At 62.9% G+C, this 19,400-nt stretch carries 11 protein-coding genes; 1 reads left to right on the top strand and 10 read right to left on the bottom strand.

Annotated elements, in window-relative coordinates; genetic code table 11:
- Positions 1 to 668 (bottom strand): pyruvate kinase (locus tag QWY76_RS01670; protein WP_290309373.1); only part of this gene is annotated, 668 nt, incomplete at its 3' end.
- A gap of 386 nt (positions 669 to 1,054) precedes the next feature.
- On the opposite strand from QWY76_RS01670, the gene gap reads away from it, so the two are divergent.
- Entirely contained in the window at positions 1,055 to 2,077 is a 1,023-nt protein-coding gene (gene gap, locus QWY76_RS01675; protein WP_290309374.1) for a type I glyceraldehyde-3-phosphate dehydrogenase, read from the top strand.
- Positions 2,078 to 2,146: 69 nt separating this feature from the next.
- Here gap and QWY76_RS01680 read toward each other — a convergent pair whose 3' ends face one another.
- From QWY76_RS01680 to QWY76_RS01720, 9 genes are all read right to left on the bottom strand, one after another.
- Positions 2,147 to 2,896: a M15 family metallopeptidase gene (locus tag QWY76_RS01680; RefSeq protein WP_290309375.1), complete on the bottom strand. Its 750-nt coding sequence runs from the start codon at positions 2,894 to 2,896 to the stop codon at positions 2,147 to 2,149.
- Between the two features lie 483 nt (positions 2,897 to 3,379).
- Complete coding sequence (locus tag QWY76_RS01685) at positions 3,380 to 5,539, bottom strand: UvrD-helicase domain-containing protein (protein WP_290309376.1); 2,160 nt, start codon at positions 5,537 to 5,539, stop codon at positions 3,380 to 3,382.
- Positions 5,536 to 12,084: a DEAD/DEAH box helicase gene (locus QWY76_RS01690; RefSeq protein WP_290309377.1), complete on the bottom strand. Its 6,549-nt coding sequence runs from the start codon at positions 12,082 to 12,084 to the stop codon at positions 5,536 to 5,538. The genes QWY76_RS01685 and QWY76_RS01690 overlap by 4 nt, the downstream gene beginning before the upstream one ends.
- 134 nt (positions 12,085 to 12,218) lie before the next feature.
- Positions 12,219 to 13,337, bottom strand: a complete 1,119-nt coding sequence (locus QWY76_RS01695) for an HNH endonuclease (protein WP_290309378.1) — start codon at positions 13,335 to 13,337, stop codon at positions 12,219 to 12,221.
- Complete coding sequence (locus QWY76_RS01700; RefSeq protein WP_290309379.1) at positions 13,337 to 14,056, bottom strand: OmpA/MotB family protein; 720 nt, start codon at positions 14,054 to 14,056, stop codon at positions 13,337 to 13,339. Before QWY76_RS01700 ends, QWY76_RS01695 begins: the two co-directional genes overlap by 1 nt.
- Positions 14,056 to 15,918, bottom strand: coding sequence for a MotA/TolQ/ExbB proton channel family protein (locus QWY76_RS01705; RefSeq protein ID WP_290309380.1), 1,863 nt, complete (start codon positions 15,916 to 15,918; stop codon positions 14,056 to 14,058). Before QWY76_RS01705 ends, QWY76_RS01700 begins: the two co-directional genes overlap by 1 nt.
- Positions 15,919 to 15,973: 55 nt before the next feature.
- Positions 15,974 to 18,211, bottom strand: a complete 2,238-nt coding sequence (locus QWY76_RS01710) for a GmrSD restriction endonuclease domain-containing protein (protein WP_290309381.1) — start codon at positions 18,209 to 18,211, stop codon at positions 15,974 to 15,976.
- A 27-nt stretch (positions 18,212 to 18,238) separates the two neighbouring features.
- The gene (locus QWY76_RS01715; RefSeq protein WP_290309382.1) at positions 18,239 to 18,607 is read right to left on the bottom strand and encodes a DUF2628 domain-containing protein; all 369 of its coding nucleotides are present in this window, start codon (positions 18,605 to 18,607) and stop codon (positions 18,239 to 18,241) included.
- A 109-nt stretch (positions 18,608 to 18,716) separates the two neighbouring features.
- Positions 18,717 to 19,388, bottom strand: coding sequence for a hypothetical protein (locus tag QWY76_RS01720; RefSeq protein WP_290309383.1), 672 nt, complete (start codon positions 19,386 to 19,388; stop codon positions 18,717 to 18,719).
- Between the last annotated feature and the right edge of the window lie 12 nt (positions 19,389 to 19,400).

Raw genomic sequence — 19,400 nt, forward strand, 5'->3', positions numbered from 1 at the left:
AGGCCGATCTCGGCACCGGCCTCGCCGAGCAGCGTGCGGGCTTCCTGCATGTCGGCGGCATGACGCGGGAAGGACACCGCCAGGTAGTCCACGCCGATGGCGATGGCGGTCTCGAGGTCGGCCTTGTCCTTGTCGGTCAGCGCCGGCGCCGAGAGGCCGCCGCCCTGCTTGTTGATGCCCTTGTTGTTGGACAGGGCGCCGCCCACCACCACGCGGGTGTGGATGGCGCTGCCGTCGACCCGCTCGACGTCGAGCACCACCCGGCCGTCGTCGAGCAGCAGGCGGTCGCCGGCGGCCACGTCGTCGGCCAGGGCCTGGTAGTCGCAGCCGACCCGCTCGGCGTCACCGGCCTCGCCGTCGAGGGCCATGTCGATCACGAAGGGGGCGCCCTCGGCGAGCTCGACGGCGCCGTCGCGGAAGCGGGCGATGCGGATCTTGGGCCCCTGCAGGTCGCCCAGGGCGGCGACGCTGCGCCCCTGGCGGGCGGCGATCTCGCGCACCGCGGCGAGCCGGCGGCGGTGGTCGTCCGCCGAGCCGTGGGAGAAGTTGAGGCGCACCACGTCGACGCCGGCGGTGATCATCTGCTCGAGCACGCCCTCCCGGTCGCTGGCGGGACCCAGGGTGGCGACGATCTTGGTGCGGCGGATGGGGATGGGGCGATGAGTCATGCCGGGCTCTCCTGTGGAATGCGGGCTCGCGCAGGCGGCCGAGCGTGGCCGGTCGCGGGACTGCCTGACAAGATACTCTATCAGTCGTGATATTACTAAATTCCCGGGCTGCGACGAAGGTCTAACACCTCGACGGACAAGCCCCGGATTCTGGCAAAAAACGTTTATTGATAGGCATATGGAGAAATGTGGCGAGCCAGGCGACCAAGGAAAATGTCGTAAAATTACGAAATACACCTTGTCTCCGACGCTATCGTGGGCCACATTGTGGGGCAAATGAGCCGTCGGCCCGCCCGGCGAGCATGCCGGGACGCTTCGCTGCCCTGCCGTTCCTCGGCTCAGTCCATCCCACAAGACGGCAAAGTCTGGATCGAGAGGAAGACATCATGACGCTCAAGATCGCCATCAACGGTTTCGGTCGCATCGGTCGCAACGTGTTCCGCGCCCTGTATGAAGGGGGCTACCGCGATCGCGTGCAGGTCGTCGCCATCAACGATCTCGGCGACCCGGCGCTCAACGCCCACCTGCTGCGCCATGACACCGTCCATGGTCACTTTCCCTTCAAGGTGGACCACGACGAACACAGCCTCACCGTCGACGGCGACCGCATCGAGATCATCTCCGAGCGCGACCCCGCGCGGCTGCCCTGGAAGGACCTGGGCGTGGACCTGGTGATGGAGTGCACCGGCCTGTTCACCAAGCGCGATGACGCCGCCAGGCATCTCGAGGCCGGTGCCGGTCGGGTGCTGATCTCCGCGCCCAGCCCGGATGCCGATGCCACCGTGGTCTATGGCGTCAACGAGGACGTGCTCAAGCCCGAGCACAAGGTGGTCTCCAACGCCTCCTGCACCACCAACTGCCTGGCGCCGGTGGCCAAGGTGCTGCACGAGACGGTGGGCATCGAGAACGGCCTGATGACCACGGTGCACGCCTACACCAACGACCAGAACCTCTCCGATGTCTATCACAAGGACCCCTACCGGGCCCGCAGCGCGACCCATTCGATGATCCCGACCAAGACCGGGGCCGCGGCGGCGGTGGGCCTGGTGCTGCCGGAACTCGCCGGCCGCTTCGATGGCCTGGCGGTGCGCGTGCCGCTGATCAACGTCTCGCTGGTCGATCTGACCTTCAATGCCGGCCGCGAGACCAGCAAGGACGAGATCAATGCCATCGTCGCGGAGGCCGCCGCCGCTTCACCGGTGCTCGCGGTGAATGCCCAGCCGCTGGTCTCCATCGACTTCAACCATGACGCCAACTCGTCCACCTTCGATGCCAATCACACCCGGGTGAACGGCAAGCTGGTCAAGGTCATGGCCTGGTACGACAACGAGTGGGGCTTCTCCAACCGCATGCTGGATACCGCCCTGGCGATGCAGGCCGCCTGCGACGGCAAGCGCAACGCCGCCTGACGCGCCAGTCGCGTCTCGCCGGACACGACGCCGGGCCACGCCAGTGGCCCGGCGTCGTCGTGTCGGGGCTCAGAGCTGGCGACGCCAGCGGCTCTCGATGGTGTCCAGCTCCGTCGGGCCATAGCGTGCCGCGGCATGCTCGCCATAGTGGGCCCACAGCTGGTCGCCGAGGTCGAAGTGCCACCACTCGCTGGGCAGGTTGGTGAAGCCCTGGGCCCGCATGGCGTGGTAGAGCCGACGGCGGTTGTCGCGGGCCCGGCGCTGGGCCGCATCGGGGGCCTCCAGGGCTTCCAGGGCGGCGGTGTGCGAGGCCGCGATGGCCTCGTCGAACCGCGTGCCCATGTCCAGCGGCAGGCCGTCGGCATCGCACAGGGTGACGTCCACGGCGCCGCCGGTGAGGTGGGGGCTGGGGCGGTCGGGGGCGCGGCTCGGCTCGGCCACGAACTCCCGGGTGCGGGCATCGAGTTCGCCCGGGGTGAGCTCGGGATGGTGCTCGTGGAGGATGTCCTGGAGCGTCTCGAACAGGTACTGCTGCACCCGCCAGGGGCGCCAGCCGTCCAGCACCAGCAGGTTCAGGCCGTCGGGCAGCGCCCGGGCCACGGCGAGCAGGCGGTGGTAGACCGTCTCGCGCACATAGCACTCGTTCACCGCCCCGGGGATGCCGAGTCGTGCATAGGCCGGATAGGCCTTGAGCGGCGGCGGCGCCAGTCCCACCGGCACCAGGGGTTCGTCGCTGCCGGCGATGGGCAGGCGGCCGACCGCCGCCCAGTCGGGTTCGGCGAGGCGGGGGATCGCGGGAAGGGGCGCGGCGCTGGTCATGGGGCCTCGGCATCTGGGTGGGCGACTGGCCACATTATCGTGCCGGAGGCCACCGGTTGGCCAATGTCAGGGTCCCGCGAACCGAGCGGGAGGTGGCTCGAACGCCGGGTGGTGGTGATCCCGGCGGCCGGTGGTCCGGCCAGAACGAGAGAAGCACCCCGCAGGGTGCTGCGTTCCTCGACCGTCGGGTGGGGCCGGCGGGCATGGAACCCCGGATCGTCGAGAAAGCGCCGACACCTGTCGGCGAAGTGCGACGTCACCAACGAAAGAAGCACCCCGCAGGGTGCTTCTCTCGTCGACTGTTTGGTGGAGGCGGCGTCCCGTTAAAATCTAATATAAAGCATTGTTAATAAATAAAAAAACTAAGCTTGAATAGCGGATGCACCCCCATATATACCCCCAGTTTTATGTGCTGAGGGTCCATCCAGCCACCTGTCGGCGCTGCTGCCGAACCTCGACAAGCGTTTCCCATTTTAGAGAACGCTATTGCTGGAGGAAGTCACTTGGCTTGCCGCTACTGGTTACGAATAGACGCTCAATGGCACGCGTAGCGGCAACATGCAGCAGGGCGCGCTCGTTGAGTTCGCGGTGGCGTCTTTCCACCGGGTCTTCTGTCCGCCCGGTGTGCTTCGCGGGAATCACTCCGTCATTGACGCAGGCAATATGCATCTCACGGAACTCCAGCCCCTTCACGCGGTGCAAGGTTGCCAGGCGCACGCCGGGCTTTTCGGGCTCTTCTGGGGCATTGCGTGAGATGGGGTGGGTAGGCACGCCACGCGTTGCCAGTGCGTTGGCAATCTGGTCCAGCAGCCGCTGGGTGCGAGCGACCACGCAACTATCCGCGCCTCGGCCTTCAAGGGCCTCGGCGTCGTGGTCCGCCAGGTGAGCATTGAGCCTCTCAGCCAGAGCGTCCATTTCGGTATCGAAATCGGGATAGTGATGCGTCTCGGGGGCCTCTCCTTGCAGCAACGAACGGTAGTCCTGCTGACTATCGCTGCCCTCGTCCAGGTCGTCGATAGGTTGGCCTTCGAGCAGGGCCACAGCGAAGCGCCGAGTCTGCTCGGTGGTGCGGTAGTTGATACGCAGCTTCTTGCCGCGTCCGCGAATGTTGATGCCACAGCGCGACAGCGCCGCCCGTCGACCGTAGATGCGCTGGTGGCCGTCGCCGACGATGAGCAGGTCGTCCTGGCCCTCCGGCACCAGGTGGCGCAGCAGGGTCAGGGTCTCGGCGCCGAAGTCCTGTGCCTCGTCGACGATAATGTGCGCCCAAGGGGCGGTCAGCTCACCGCGCTCTACCATGGCGATGGCCTCGAATACGCCGTCCTCGAAGGGGCGTAGGCGGGCGTGGCTGAGCTGGGCGCGCATCTCCTCGAAGACCGGCCAGAGGGCGGCGCGCTGGCGCCGGTTGAGGGCCACGCCGCGCCCGGCCCGGGAGGCGCGGAAATAGTCCTGACGGGTCAGAACGTGCTGGGGAAGGATCACCTGCTGCCACTCTTCTTCGTAGAAGCTCTCCGGCAGGTCAGGCTCGGGGGGCTTCATCTGCATGGCTGAATCCCATGCCTTGCGGTAGCCCTTGTCGGTGGGGTAGACCAGTCTTGGCGCGCCGCGTCGGTTGACCAGGCGCGTCACCAGGCGGTCGATGTTGATCACCTCGATGCGCGCCAGTTCGTCGTCACGACACAGCTGGCGCAGGTGCTGCTCGATATCGATAGCCAGGTTGCGGGTAAAGGTGGTTACCAGTACCTGCTGCTGGCTGTCACCGGCCAGGTCCTCGAGTATGCGCCGAGCCAGCCAACGGGCGCGGTGCATGACCACCACCGTCTTGCCCGTACCGGCACCCCCCAATACCCGCACCGGGCCGTTCCAGTGGCGTTCCACTAGCTGGCGCTGGCTCGGATGCAGGAAGACTCGCCAGTGGGCCAGCGGGGCCTGCAGCATGCGCTCCAGCTCCTGCTCTTCTTCCACCACGCGGAAGCGGCGTTGGCTATCGGGACGGCGCAGCGCTGCAGCGAAGTCCTGTCGATCCACCTCTGCGGGGGCGTCGGGTACCCCGTAGGTCTCCAATACCTCGTCGAGGGGCTCTCCCTGGGCGAGGAAGGTGAGTGCCTCGAAGGCCTCTTCGGGGAGGCGAGGCGCCAGAGCTTCCAGCTCGGCCTCGCCGGTCAGCGACCTGACCGGCTCCAGCATCATCTCCGGCACCCCCAGCCGCAGTAGTTCGCGGTCGCGAGCCTGGAATAGCGGCTCGGTAGATGCGGTGATCGAGGTATCGGCGGCCGGTTCGGCATGTTCCGAGGGAACTTCCGCGGTGCTAGAGGCGAGGATCTGCAGGCTGCCGGTCTGGGGATGGATATCCACTCGATGGCGACCGGCCCAGGCGTAGGCATCGTCGTGCTTGTCTACCCACAGCAGTACGTAAACGTTGCCATGCTCGGGCTTGAGCACGATGGCGCGATAGTCGTCGTCCACGCGGATCGAGCGCAGGTTCGGGTCAGGCGTGGCCAAGGTTTCGTAGTTGAGCCCGGGCGAACGAGGATTTTCGCGAAACTTGGTGACCATGGCCATCACCTTGCCCTGCTTGCGGCGGGGAATCCGGGCATAGGCTTCCAGGAATTCCTGGGACAGCGCGACGGTGATCTCGCTCATGGTTCACTCCTTTCGTCAGTACTCAGCCAGCCCACCAGCTGATCGATGGCGCCTTCATCCAGGCTGGTGACCAGCCGCCAGTCGGCCAGCAGCCGTCGCCAGCCGACAGGCAGGTCCTCCTCGATGACCACCGCCACTCGCGGGCCTTCCCAGGCTAGCTCGAGGGTAAGGGAGGCTTCTCCGGCAGCATCAAGTACATCCAGGCCCGGTGTGGGGAGGGGCAGGCCGCGCTTGGCCAGTGTGGTGATCCAGTCGGTCGGAAGCAGGGTCAGGTCGTCGTCGATCAGCGCCTGCCAGTCGGCGCTGATGGCATCCTGCGGCTCAAGGCTCTCGCCAGTTTCCACGGCCAGTGCCGGACACTTCGCTACGGCATCGGTCACCACTCCGCCTGCGACGCCGCGCACCGAGCAAAGCGAGAAGCGTGGCAGGAACTGCAGGAGGTTGGCAGCGTGCCAGAAAGCTCGCCAGCGGCCCTCTCCTTCCAGGCTGGCAGGCAGGTGGCGGTCATCCAGGCTCAGATGCAGGTGCAGTTCCCGGGTCAGGCGTCGGGCGTCTTGAAGCGCGGCGGCGGAGATGCTCACCGCCGCCTCACTGCCTGCCGAGCCATCCCGAGAGGCGCCGCTGTTCAAGGCATCCAGGGCTCCTCCCAGCAGCCGACCTTCAGCATCCCCTTCGGGCAGCAGCGCACGGCGGATGCCCGGCGGGGCGTTCTCGGCCAACTCCATGTCCAGTGCATGGCGCAGGGCCGGGTCTTTGAGGGTGCGTGGATCCAGCCAGTGAAAGGCTTGACCCAACGCCGCCTCCGCCAACTGTCGAGCCGTGCCCGCGGGGTCGCGCAGGTAACTCAGCAGCCAGGTCAGGGAACTCTCGCTCAACGCCTTGGCGCCGTCATGGTGGCTGGCCAGGCCAAGCTGATCGGCCAAGGGGCCATAGGCTTGCCCCAGGTGACGATCGGGCTGGCGCTGCCACAGCGGCGTCTCCAGCGGGGCCTTGTCCAGATCACGCCAGCCCAGGGTCCAGACCTGGAAGTGCTGGGAGGCCAGCACCGCCTGGCGTTTGGCGGTGTCATCGTCCAGCCGGTCGTAGTGGAACTGGAAGCCGTCCAGGTAGAGCGCCAGGGGGCGGGCGCCGCGGTTAGCCTCGCCGCCGGGCCATAGCATGAAGTCAGGACGGGTGGGCAGCAGCACCCCGTCACCCGGGCCCAGGTTGCGCTGAGGCTCGATACGCCAGCTGATCAGCCGCGGGCTACCATCGGCCTCGCGACCGGTCTCCAGTGTGAGGTGCCAGCCCGGGTTGCCCTCGACCAGCTCCGGCACCAGACGGATCCCGGCATCCAGAACGGGCAGCAGGTCGATGAAGCGCTGCTCCAGCTCGCTCTCTACCAGAGCATTGAGGTCCACCTCGTCCAGGCCGTCGATGGCGACGAGTGCCTCGCGGCGACTCAGGATCCGGTCCAGTAGCTCCAGGGCCAGGCGCCGCGAGATCTTGGCCATGTGCCGGCTCTCGCGGTAGGCCAGCAGGCAGCGGTAGCAGCCATCCAGCATCGGGTCCTGCTGGCAGCCGCAGGTCGCCAGCTGGTGGCGGGCGGTGTCGAGCATCGCCAGCAGCGTCTCCGGCGACTGCATCAGCTCCTTCAGGTAGCCGGTACCGCCGGGCACACTGTCGTGCAGCACCAGGAAGTGGCGCGAGGGGCCACCGGCCTGGCCCGGCGTTTGCTGCTCGGTAATGCGTAGGTGGTCTACGTTGCCATGGAAATGAGCCTTGAGCCCGAGGTGGAGGGCGGCGATGAGTGAGTGGCGAGCGGTATCGGAGATCGCCACATCGGAAAGCGGCAGTAGCAGGCGTAACGCCTCCGATGACAGCTCTCGGTAGAGGAACAGGCTATCGATGAAGTCGCCCTCGTGCTCAACGGCTCCAGGCCGGGCCAGCTGGCAGAAGCGCTGGTGGCGTTCATGGGCCTTCATCCCGGGCCGTTGCACCTTGCCACAGTGCTGGCACACCCTGAAGCCGCTACGTGGCCGCTCCTCGCCGGCGACTGCCAGCGAGGGCGCCTGGTCGTCGTGGCGACCGAAGTTGATCTCCAGGAAGCGTGCCTTCGGCACGTACTCGAAGCCGAAGGGGCATTCAGGATCGTCGATGCGGTAGGCGAAGCGGGCGCTGCCTGGTGCGATGTCAGTGAGCAACTGGCGAGTATAAAAGGAGGGCTCGCGCTGCTCGCTGTCATCCCCGATGCGGCTATCGCGGTCGCGCACGTTGGCGGTCACCTCCCGCAAGCGAAGCAGCTGGCGCTTCTGGGCTCCATCGGCCCACTGGGGGCTGCCGCAGCGTGGGCAGGCGCCGTGGATATCGCCTTTGGCCAGATTCTCGCTGTAGTGGCAGTGGTTGCACAGCCGCCACGCTTCGATGTCGCTCAGCCGTAGGTTGACCTGGTCGATCTTCAGCGCTCGCCCCACGGCGTAGAAGGTGTTCTCGGGAGCCAACTCCACCAGGGCGCTCTGGGCGGGACGCTGGAAGTCATAGCTCACCACCTCGTAGGGGCGCGACTTCTTCTCGCCCTCTACCTCCCGCTGGGCCTGGCTCACCGAGCGTATCACCACCCCATTGAGGGTCACGCCCTCCTCGGGGAAGGCATAGTTGGGCAGCAGCCCCTCATCGGTGAAGAAGTTGAGGGTGTGCTGGGCATCGAGGCGCCGGGCCAGGTCCATCAGCGCGCGACGCTCGGTATTGATGGCGTCCATGGCCTCTTCATTGGCCTCGTCATGGGGCTGCTTGCGACGGCGCTCCAGCTGGTTCTTGTAGTCGCGAATGGTATCCCGCCAGCTCTGGCGCTGGTTGGCCTTGTGCCATAGCCGGTTGACGATGCGGTATTCGAGGCTGCGGGTATCCTGGGCATCGTCTTCCAGATAGCCCCGCAAGTGCTCGACGGCCTCTTCGCCGAGCGCCGGAAACATGGCACAGAAGCCCTTGAAGAGGCGCGCTCGATGATGGCTTACGTAGTCCAGCAGCGGCCAGGGAAAGCCCTGGCGGTCGTCGCGAACAATATTGTCCAGCACCGACGAGAGCCTTCCCGGCAGCATCTTTTCGTCCAGGGTCCCGTCGCGAGCTGCCTCGGCCACCCAATGATCGAAGACGTAGGCCAGCAGCTGGCGCTCCAGGACGGCGGTGGCTTGCAGGAAGACACCGGGCGGCTGCACGCTGCCGGCCATCATCTCGAGTGGCTCGGCATAGAAGTAGAGATCGTGGGGCGCAGCGTTGGCAATGGTGACATTCAGGGCATTGCCGTCACGACGCCCGGCTCGGCCGATGCGTTGCAGGTAGTTGGCCTGGGCAGGCGGCGTGGAGCACAGCAGTACCGAGGAGAGGTCGCCGATGTCGATGCCCATCTCCAGCGTCGGTGTGGCCGAGAGCAGGTTGATGTCCCAGGGGCGGTCGCCTTCGATGAAGGAGTGTTCCACCCGGGCGCGGGTATCGGCATCCAGCAGGCCGGTATGTTCATGGCTAATCAGCCGGGTAGGCGGTGTGGGTGAGGGCGCCAGTGCCCAGCGGAAGGGCGCGGTCGGCTCGAATCGGCCACGGCACTGTGGCTGCAGGCAGGCCAGTCCTTGCCAGTGCATCAACTGGTCCGGCGGGGTCTGCTGGCGCTGGCCGCAGGCCGAGCAGCGTAGTGCCAGCGGCTGGGTCACCGCTCGCCAGTGGGGGCGGGTCAACGCCCACACCTCGCGACCGCGCAGCTGGGCCAGGGCCCGCACCAGCCCCTCGCGTTCCAGAGCACGCAGCGCCAGGCGATAGGCCTGGCCGAGATCGCCGGCCAGCACCTGATCGGCTTCCAGCTGCTTGAGGAACCAGCCGGCATACCAGTTGCCGCCGCCCGCGGTCTGCCGCGCGCCGGTGATGCTGTCGAAGTTCTTTGACACCGGCTCCAGGGTCAGGAAGGCCGGTGGGGCGGCGCGGGGGCCGTAGTTGGGCAGGCACAGGCTGCGGCGGAAGAACCAGGTCTCGCCGCCTTCCCGGGCATAGCCTTCCACCTCGGGGTGTTCGAAGGCGCCTCGGATGCGCAGGCGATGCAGCACGCCGAGCAGGAAGCGGGCGGCCTGCGACGCTGTTACCTCGCCGATACCGGGCAGCTCTTGGGCCCAGTCGCCTACCAGGCGCTCGGCGGCGGCCTCGAGCAGGGGCGTATCCACCCCCAAGGTCACGCGCCCCTGACGCTCCAGGGTACGGCCGATCTGGCTGCGCAGGCCCAGCTCGCTATGCACTTCCCAGTCCAGCCGCCTGGAGACCAGTTCAGGAAGGTCGCTGCCAGCCGGTAGGCTGCCCTGCTGCTGCAGGCTGTCGGCATCCTTCAGCCAGGCCATGTTGGGGGCCAGCCAGCGCCCCACGAAGTCGGCATCGCTGCCCGCCTGCCGGCGCATGGCCAGAGTGAAGGTGGTGGCCAGACGATCCAGCGACAGGCCCTGTCCCTGGCTGACCAGCCAGCCGTCCAGCGCCTGCCGTAGGGCCTGACGCCAGGTGCGTGCCTCGAAGAAGCCGGCGCGGTGAGCGGCATCCTGCACGCTGTCGGAGAAGGCGATGGCCTTGCGGTCATCGTTGTAGGGCGACTGGTAAAGGCGTGCCAGCAGGGTGCTGGAGAGCGAAGCAGCGCGGAAGCCAAGGATCGATAGTCCGCCGCGGGAGCGGCACCAGGGGCAGCGCTCGGTGGCAGCCACCAACCGCTCGCGACGCCGTTCCTGCAGTGTTGGCTGCCAGACCCGCAGCTGTTCCTGAGCGCCGCAAGCCGGGCAGGGGCCGCTGGCCTCTCCATGGGTCAGCGCCGCGCAGGTGGGGCACAGCTGCTTGACCTGGCCGGAGCTATCCTCTGGCGGACTCGACTGGCGCAGCGGATAGAGAAGGCAGACGTCCGCCGACTGCTGGAAGTAGCCGCGATAGAAGGCGGCGAGGTCGCGGGACACATGGCGAGCATCCTCTGCTTTCAGTGTGCCCCAGGCCGCGGCGTGGCAGTCGCGACAGTGAATCAACGGCAACCGGAGCGGAACCTCTTCGTCGAGGGCTTGGGCGGGGCGCGGGCGGCCCTGGGGATCATCATCGGCGTGGATCAGTTCGGGGGTACCGTCCACGCTGGTGACCATGCGCGACAGCTCCCGTAGCCACAGCTGCAGGCGCACGGTGAGCAGTGGCGCCAGCGAGGGGGCGCCGTCATCGCGGGGTATCGCCTCACGGGCCGCCGAGACCAGTGCCAGCAGGCTGTGCAGCAGCACCTCCGGCTCACCGGCCCACTGGCGATCACGTTTCCAGCGCTCCAACAGCGCCTCCAGGTCGGTGACTCCTTCGCTATCCCGCAGCAGTCGATGGAAGGCCTCGTGCCGCTTGAGGTCGACGCCCAGCGCCACCAAGGCTGCTGAGTGCCTGGGGTGGCCGGCATCGCCCAACGCCGTAACGTCAGTGTCTGGGGGAATATTGCCTTCAGCAAACCAACGCTGGAAGGCGGCGGCCAGGTAGGCCTCGGGGCGTTCAAAGCGTTGCGGGTCAAGCTGGCGACGCTCGGCCAGTCTTTCCGGCCAGACGTGGAAGGCTACTTCGCCATGCTCTTCTATGGCCGCGGCCAGGTATTCCTCCGCGGAAAGACGATCCTCCAGTACCAGGCTGTCTTCATCGAAGCTCGTGGCGAAGATCGACGCGGCATAGTCGCGTAGGCGCTTCGAGGCCGTGGCGTCGCCGATGGTGGCGGAGGTGCCCACGCAGGCTAGCTCGTCGCTCGCCTGTAGCCGCTCTCGCAAGCGCCGGATCAGGCAGGCCAGGTCGGTGCCTTGGGCGCCATCGAAGGTATGCAGCTCGTCCACCACCAGGTAGCGCAGGGTGCCGGGCATGTTGTAGCGCCACAGCGGCTGATCCTTGGGGCGCATCAGCAGGAAGTCGAGCATCTTGTAGTTGGTAAGCAGGATGTCCGGCGGATGCTCGCGCAGGGTCTCCTTGTCGGTGATCACCCCGTCCGGCGACATCGTCTTCGACGGCGTTTCGGGGTTGTCGCCGGTGAACAGCCCCACCGTGAGTTTCGTGCCGAGCCCGTTGGCCAGCTTGGCCACGCGCCGTGCCTGATCCGTGGCCAGGGCGTTCATGGGGTAGATGACCAGCGCCTTGATGCCGCGCTTCTCGGTTACCGCCGGGTCGGTACGCAGGCTGGTGCAGTGGTCGAGAATCGGTAATAGGAAGCACTCGGTCTTGCCCGAGCCGGTGCCAGTAGCCACCAGCGTGGAGCGCTTAACTTCCCCACACAAGCGCTGGAAGGCCTGCTGCTGGTGGCGATAGGGCGGGAACCCCGGGTCTACATGCCGGAAGGGGAGGTCACGATCGTCGCGGCGAAACGGCAGGCCCAGCGACAGGTAAGGCCCCTTGAGCAGCTTACCCGGCGTGGCCAGGAAGCGGTCGATCAGCGCAGTCTCGCCTTGGTCATCCTCGCCGCGGAAGTACGGCGTGGAGATCGGAAAGGCAGCCCGCAGATAGTCGTGTAGGCTCAGCTGCAGTTCATGGGCAACGATACTCGGCAGCATGCAGGCTCCTTGATCACTTCCTTGTGCAGGCTCTTATGTTCACTCAAGTTAACAGAATCACCTGGCTACGCCGAACATCCCCCTAGCTCAACACGGCCTGCGGCTGAAGGTCAGGGAGCCGTGCAAGGCGTGCCTTACAATCGCGTCACGAAGGTCGTGAAGCTGTCGAGAGCTTCATGGACGCTGAACACCTTCCAACCGAGGCGCTCGGCATGCATCCTGTCGCGCTCATTGATGGCGATGCCCAGGCGCTGGCGTGGCCACGCCAGCTCCAGCATTCCCTTTACTTCCTGGGTATCGTCTTGCAGGTCGATCCCGACTTCAGGTACCGGCAGCCTTCCGCTTCGGCAGCGCTCGATGAAGCCCCGTAGTCCGGAGTCGGCTAGGTCGATGACCTCCTGCCAGTTATCAGGGTTCTGGAACTGCTGGGCATGCCTGAAGCGTGAGATGGTCTGTCTGTCCGTATGCGAGACATACATGCTTTCATGAAAGGCCTCCTTGCTGTGGCAGTCGGCACACAGTGCTCTGAGGTTGGCCTTTCGGTTATCACTCTTGACGCCGTTGACATGGTGGACGTGGAGCAGTTTTGGCTGCTCCGCGAGATGCACGCCACACTTCTCGCAGGTGTATCCCTTCTCCTGGCGAAAGGCACGAGATACCTCCGGCCAGTCCGAGGTATAGCCTTCTTTCTCTCCGGTCTTGCGCAGAGGCATGTGGGTGAAAAAAGAGCTGTAGGTCTGAAAGAACTCACTCAGATCGAAATTCTTGAAGGCCGAATAATTGCCCGGCTTGCTGTAACCCTTGTAGTTGAGGTAAGTCAGGCAGTTCTTGCAGATGTGAAGCCCGGTTTTTCCTTCAACGGGTTGGCGAGTCATATAGTCATAACCGGTGATGTAAAATTCACCGGATATGTCGTTGGTGACTACATAGCGCTCGAAGCGTCCTTCGTTACGCATCTTATGTAATGTACGGCATTCGGCGACGTGATACTTCTTGCCGACTTTCGGGTCGAGGAGAGCCTCCTGAGCCTTTGATCCATGATCCTGGATATAGAGGAGTACCTGCCGACCACGATAGGAAAGCAGACCGTCGGTTTGTTCCAGGTCGTTGATATCTTCAAGCTCGATGCCCTCTGTACCGAGTTTGTCCTCCCAGGGCTCGCGAGGCGTGTCGAGGACAAAGTCATCTTCGATGGGATCGCCCATCTTCCTTGCAGCAGCAAAAAGGGAAGAGAAGTCAACGGTGAGTTTCATCAGTTGCCATCCAGTATCTGGCGAATCTGCGTCTCGGCATTGGTGATCACGCGGAAACTGACTCGTCGAGACCTTTCCGGATCTTCTTGGCCTTCCTCATCAAGCACGACGCGTGACGAGGAGAAGCCAACGGCGGCAATATTGGCCTTGATCCATTCCTGGTGTGTGGATACCTCGGGAAGGTCATACAGGTAGCCAAGGACAGAACGCGTCCTTCCCTGGGAGAGTTCCATGTTGTTGAAATAGGCTTCCTCATCGGTAGAGCCTGGCGCCCAGCGACTGCTGGTATGTCCTTCAATTCGCACTTCGTTGATCGAGTCCGAGAAGTCAAGCAGTATGTCGAGATACCGTGGAAAGAAGTCAACGAGGATCTGCTGGAACCTCGGGCGCAGTGACTCGGAGCCGGTGGCAAAGAGAACTTCCGGCGATTGGAAGGTAAAGGCCAGCGTGTCGTCATCTACAGAGGCCTGCCATCTGTCCAGGTCCTTCTCGAATTCGTCCATCAGGGCATCGTAGATCGCGACCTGATTTTCCTGGTAGGCAACGGCGACCTCCTTGATGCGATCACGTTCGAGCAGCGCATTGCGCATCAGGGCGATGGAGATGAAAAGAAACACCATCATCAGACCAGCCATCAGGTCCGAGACCGATAGCCAATGGTGCTCGTCTCCCGTGCCGGCGCTGTGCCCCTTTCCGAAAACAGATCTCAACCGGCTCATCAGTAGGATCCACTGTTGGCTGTCTGCACGATCTGCTGCATCTGCTGCGTCAGCTTCTGGTAATCATTAGTAAAGCGGCCGGATATCTGCGTGAGGGCACGCCCCATTTCGGTCATGACCCGCTCCAGCTCCTGCTGCATGCTGTCATCCACGGCCTTAAGCTGAGAGTTGACGCTTTCGGCCGTGCGCTGCGTGGCCTGACGCATGATCCCTTCCATCTGTTGAAGGGATTCATCCATCTTGTGCGTCTGCATGCTCGTCATCTCCTCCACTGAGCGCGATAGACGCTGCTGCATCTGCTCGATGCTCTCGTGCACCTGGTTCTGTACCGAGCGGATATGCTGCTCAGTCTGTTTGCCTGCATCCGCCAGGGTCTGGCTGAGGGCTTGGCTCTCCTTCGTCAGGGTCTCGCCCATGTTGCGAACATGGCCGTTGACGTCCTTCAGGGCATCATCGAACTGCTCAGCGATCTGCTCGGATTTAGACGCCAATGTATCGGAAGTCTGACTTAAACTACGAGCCACATTGTCAAAATTTTGGTTGACTGATTCTGAACCTTGGGTAAGAACCTCCATAGCTGACGCGGCACCATCACGCAGCCTTTCCGCTGCATCCTTTGCACTGTTGGAAAGGTCATCACTGAGTTTCTCTACTCCTTCCTGCGTGGTCGACTGGAACTTCTTGAGGAACTCCTGGAGCATCGAGTCGTGAGCCTCGATATACTTGTCGGAGTCATCGAGCAGCTTTTTGTAGTGCTCGCTGGCACTCTGCGCAGCCCCGCTGACATCCCGGACTGTGCTGTCAACCTGCTCGCGTATGGTTGGCACGGCTTCGACGGCAGCATCGCGCATGCCCTTGAACGCCTCGAGGTGATTGGTGAGCTCATTCAGCTGATGGCGTGTGGTTTCCAGCAGTGACTTGAGGCCTTCCATGGTATCCGGGATGGCGCCAGCCTTCTCGCTGATATGTGCCACGGACTGCTCGGTCTGGGTAATGGCCTGAACCCCGTGGTCATACTGGGTCTTCATGTCCGCCAGCTGGTGTCGATAGTTCTCCTGCCACTCCACCAGCTTCTGGACGGAGGCATCGAGTGCCTTGAAGTTTTCACCAAACTGCTCAGTCAAGTTCTTGTTGAAGTCGGCGATGACCTCCTTCAAGGCGTTGATGACCGTCTCGGTGGCAGAGCGGGAGAGCATCTCGGCGAAATCCTTGAGCTGCTGTTCAAGGTCATCGGCAAACCGCTCGAACCGTTCCGCCTGTTGCTCCGACTGCTTGTTGAGGTTACCCAACACGTCCAGCTGCTGCTTTCCGTTGTCATTGAGCGTCCCGAGCTTGTCGCCGATGTCCCGATTATCGGTACGAAGCAGCTTCAGCTGGGAGACCAGGGAGCTGTCTTCGTCGCCGGCGATGGCATGGCGTAGCTTCTCCAGGCTCTCCGACTGGGCCTGGAGGCTGGCATGAATATCCTCGGGGCCCACTTCCTCGGGCCCAACGCCCGACACTTCGCCCGGCTGCATGAACTTAAAACTCGTAGTGACAACCTTGAAGGTGATCGCGGCAGCCATGCCCAGCAGGCTGGTCATGAAGGCAGTTTCCAGGCCACTGAGCAGTAAAGCAATGCTGCTATCGATATCGGCTGGATCGAAGTGCATGAGGCCGATGACGATACCGATAAAGGTACCGAGGATACCCAGTGATGTCAGAAGGTTGGGTGCATAGTGCGCGAAGCCGCGTATCCTGTCGGTCTTGTAGCCGTATAACGCTAGGAGAAAGGCACCGATGATCAGCCAGAAGAAGATGTAGGTTACGCTTTCAGCTTCCTGGCCTCTCAAGAATGCTTCTAGAGCCGCTGCTGGATTCATTGCAAAACCTCCGATGATGACTGCCTGCCGTTGATCGGTTCATGAATGGCTGGGCTCATGTGATGCTGGCCTCTTTCAACCGATGTGTGAGCAGAGTCGGTGCCTCGCGGACCTCCTCGAGGCTGTAGAGGTGCCACCCGACCAGCGTTTCCGGAATCGGATTCGCGCGCCCTTGGTCGCTCCAAATCCCTACCTTGCGCTCTGGCCAGGCGAGTTCGAAGGCGCCGACGACTGTCTGGGAGCCATCCTGTACATCATGGCCGACGACAGGTTCGGGCAGCTCGTTGTCCATGACCCACTCGGCGATCGGAATGGCATCCTTGCTCAGATGCTGGGCCCATTCGGGCAGCGCGGCATAGGGGGCGTCGAGGATGTGCTCCGCTACATGACGCTTCAGCTTGTCGATTTCCTCGAAAACCTGATAGCCGGCCTTGCTGGCGGCCATCACCACCTCGGATTCCTCGTTGAGTAGCAGCACGGCAGGACCGTCGAGCCCGGGCTGGAAGCCATCGGGCCACGCCAGGTCGAGAATTGCCCTCGGGGCACCGGTGTGAGCGTCGACCAGCTCATGCTCCAGCTCACCGCTCGGCAGCTTCTGTTCCTCCATCCATTGCTGAAGATCGCGGAGTTGCAGTTCCTCTTCTTCGGATTCGATCCCGCCGGGTATGTCGCGACTGGGTGCCGGCGTGTAGGCCGTCTCGTAGCTGTCATCGAAGGGATAGAGCTCGTCGAGCAGGGCGTTCGTGGCTTGTGCCAGCAGCTCTCGGCGCGCCTTGAGGAAGTCTGGATAACGGTCGATCTGCCACAGCGCTTCATCCATCGGTACCCACTGGCTCTGCAGGGCTTCGGGGTGGTTCTCACGTACCACGGCGAAATACTCCATCGGCAGGCGATTGGAGATGCTCAGGTTCGACCCTTTGGTGAGGAAGCAGAAGTTTGCCAATGAGTTGATCTGCTTGCGATCGTAACCATATTCGCGCAGCCGATGCTTGGGGAAGATGTGGTGCAACTCCAGACTGGAATTGCTGCCCAGCATGTTCTTCTTGAGGGTGATACCCAGCCCCCAGTCTTTGGCTTCCCCGACCCGTGTGAGCATGTAGAGCAGGGAGTAGAAGCGGTTGCCGCGGGTATGACCGGAGAAGTGGTCGGCGCGTACCTTCAGGCTGCCTCGCCAGAGGTGCAGTTCCTGGATCAGTGCCTGGATGCCGTCGGGCTGGTTGTCGAGCAGGATATCGAGATCGCGGGAGAGCACGCTCTCGGTGGAACCGGAGTAGCGCCCCCAGATCGCCGAGTGGATGTACCAGTAGAGCATGGCATCCAGCGAGGCCTTGTCGGTGATCTTGCCGCCCTGCTCCTCGATATGGCGCACGAGCACCGGGAACGCGTAGTGGCCGGTCAGTACCTGCTGGTGGTCGAGTCCCAGGCGGTCACCGATCACGTCAAGCAGATAGCTGATGTGCTTGATCGCCTTGTTCAGGCCGGTGACGAACTGTTGGCCATCCAGGTCATGAATGAAGACGAACCTGGCCTCGTTGGTGGTCAGCGTGGTGATGCAGCGCAGCAGCCAGTCCAGCGAGAAGTGGAAGCCCTGGGCCTTCCAGTCCTCGAGCGCCTGGCGCATGCGGGCCCGGGCATCCGGCTGGGTGGAACAGATCCGCGCCAGCGCGAGGTCGCCCTTGGAGAGCTTGGTACCGCCGCTGTTGACCTTGTTGAAGATGTCGACGACCACGTCCAGCGTCTTGTCTTCGCCGGAGATCTGCTCGACATGGACCTCGATGTCGCGAACGTCCCGCAATCGATTGAGTCGGTTGAGGATGGCCGAGAGATCATCGATGGAAATCTCCCCGGAGCTCAGCAGGTGCTTGGTCATGCCCTCGGACCCTTCGTCCATCAGCCGGGTGACGCTGATCCACTTGGGGTCGTTGGCCATGCGACTTGGCATGTAGAACGAGAATTCTTCGGATTCGACATTGAAGTAGAGGTCCGTGAAGGCCCGCTCGTCCCCGTCGAAGAAGGCGGGTGGCTTGCCTCGCACGATGCCGTAGAGCGAGGTGATCCGTTGCTGGCCATCCAGCAGCAGGTTGACCGTACCGGCATTGAGCTGATGATCGCCGCGATGACCCACATTGCTGGCATCGGTGGCCCAGGAGAGCAGGCTACCCACCGGGTAGCGTTTGTAAAGCGAGGTCATCAGGCCGCGGACCTGGTCACGATTCCATACGTAGCCGCGCTGGAACTCCGGCAGGGCGGTCTGGCCGTTGTCGATCTGGTCGAGGAGGGTGGATATTTTCATTGCACGATGGCTCCAAGCCTGAAGATTCTACTCTACGGGGCTGTTTTCCTGACGGCCCTTGATGAATACTGCGATTGCCCCATCAGGGTTGGCGGCCGACACAGTGTCGAGGTGCTCATAGCCCCTCGACCTGAGGTTCTTCTCACGCCAGCTGTTGCCATTGACCCCACAAACGATATAGATCACCAGCATGATGAGGGTGGTCAACATGCCTGCCTCTGTCTCCACGGGAACGGCGCTAAGAAACAGGACGATCACAAGCAGCACCACACCCAGCCCCCACAGTTTCTTGACCAGTGCCCAGATAGGGCCGAAGAAGAATCCTGGCCATGACCAGCCTTGCTTGACGGCTTCCTGCTTTCCTGTTGGGTGCTGGAATATCTTGAATTCCTTCATCCTTGTCCCCTTGGACTTATCATCGAGCTGGGTGTTATAAAATTATTTAGTTGATATATGGGCTGCGCGATTGCAGCTGTTTTTTCTCGTTATTAATAGCTAATGGAGCTTAGTGCCCTCTTACCCTCGGGGAGTTGGTAATTCGCTCACCAAGACGTTGCATAAGCTCTTCCAAGGCATCAGACGTTGCCAATGACATCGCTTCCGCACCACCATCGCATGCGGAACCTGCGCCAGTTATGGCATCCCCATCACCGCTTACAGTAGTTCCGAGCAGCCTTCCATTCATTGAGTCAACGGTCATGTTGGCTGCCAAATCAACGTCAGCTTCTATCTCCGAGCTCCAGAAGCCGGGAATAACTCTGATGCGGACATCCATATCTTCGGCCTTTACGATGATCTGGCCGTCGAGTCCACGCATCGTAATGTCATTTCGATCCAGAGGGTATTCAACCGGCTCAACGTAATCGATCAGGTTTTCAAAGGTCTTGACGACCGATTGGCTAAACGCTCCGCTTGCGTCTTGAGAGAAAGTATGGAATGAGCAGTTATAGCCTTGAGGCTTGAAGTCCCCTGAGAATTCCTCTCCTTCAATGTGCAAAGCGTAACGCCCGGGTATCTTGTCGCTGTAGTTGGAATACACATCATAAGAGGCGCTGACTGGGGCGGTCGAATTATATGTACAGCCTGCCATGACAGAGGCAGAGGTCAAAGACAGGATGATTTTCATTGATTTCATATCAGTTCCCTTATGTGCCAGTTTATTTTCTGCGCCAGGCATGGCACTTGACCT

This window comes from Halomonas maura, from assembly GCF_030409305.1.
Classification (GTDB): domain Bacteria; phylum Pseudomonadota; class Gammaproteobacteria; order Pseudomonadales; family Halomonadaceae; genus Halomonas; species Halomonas maura.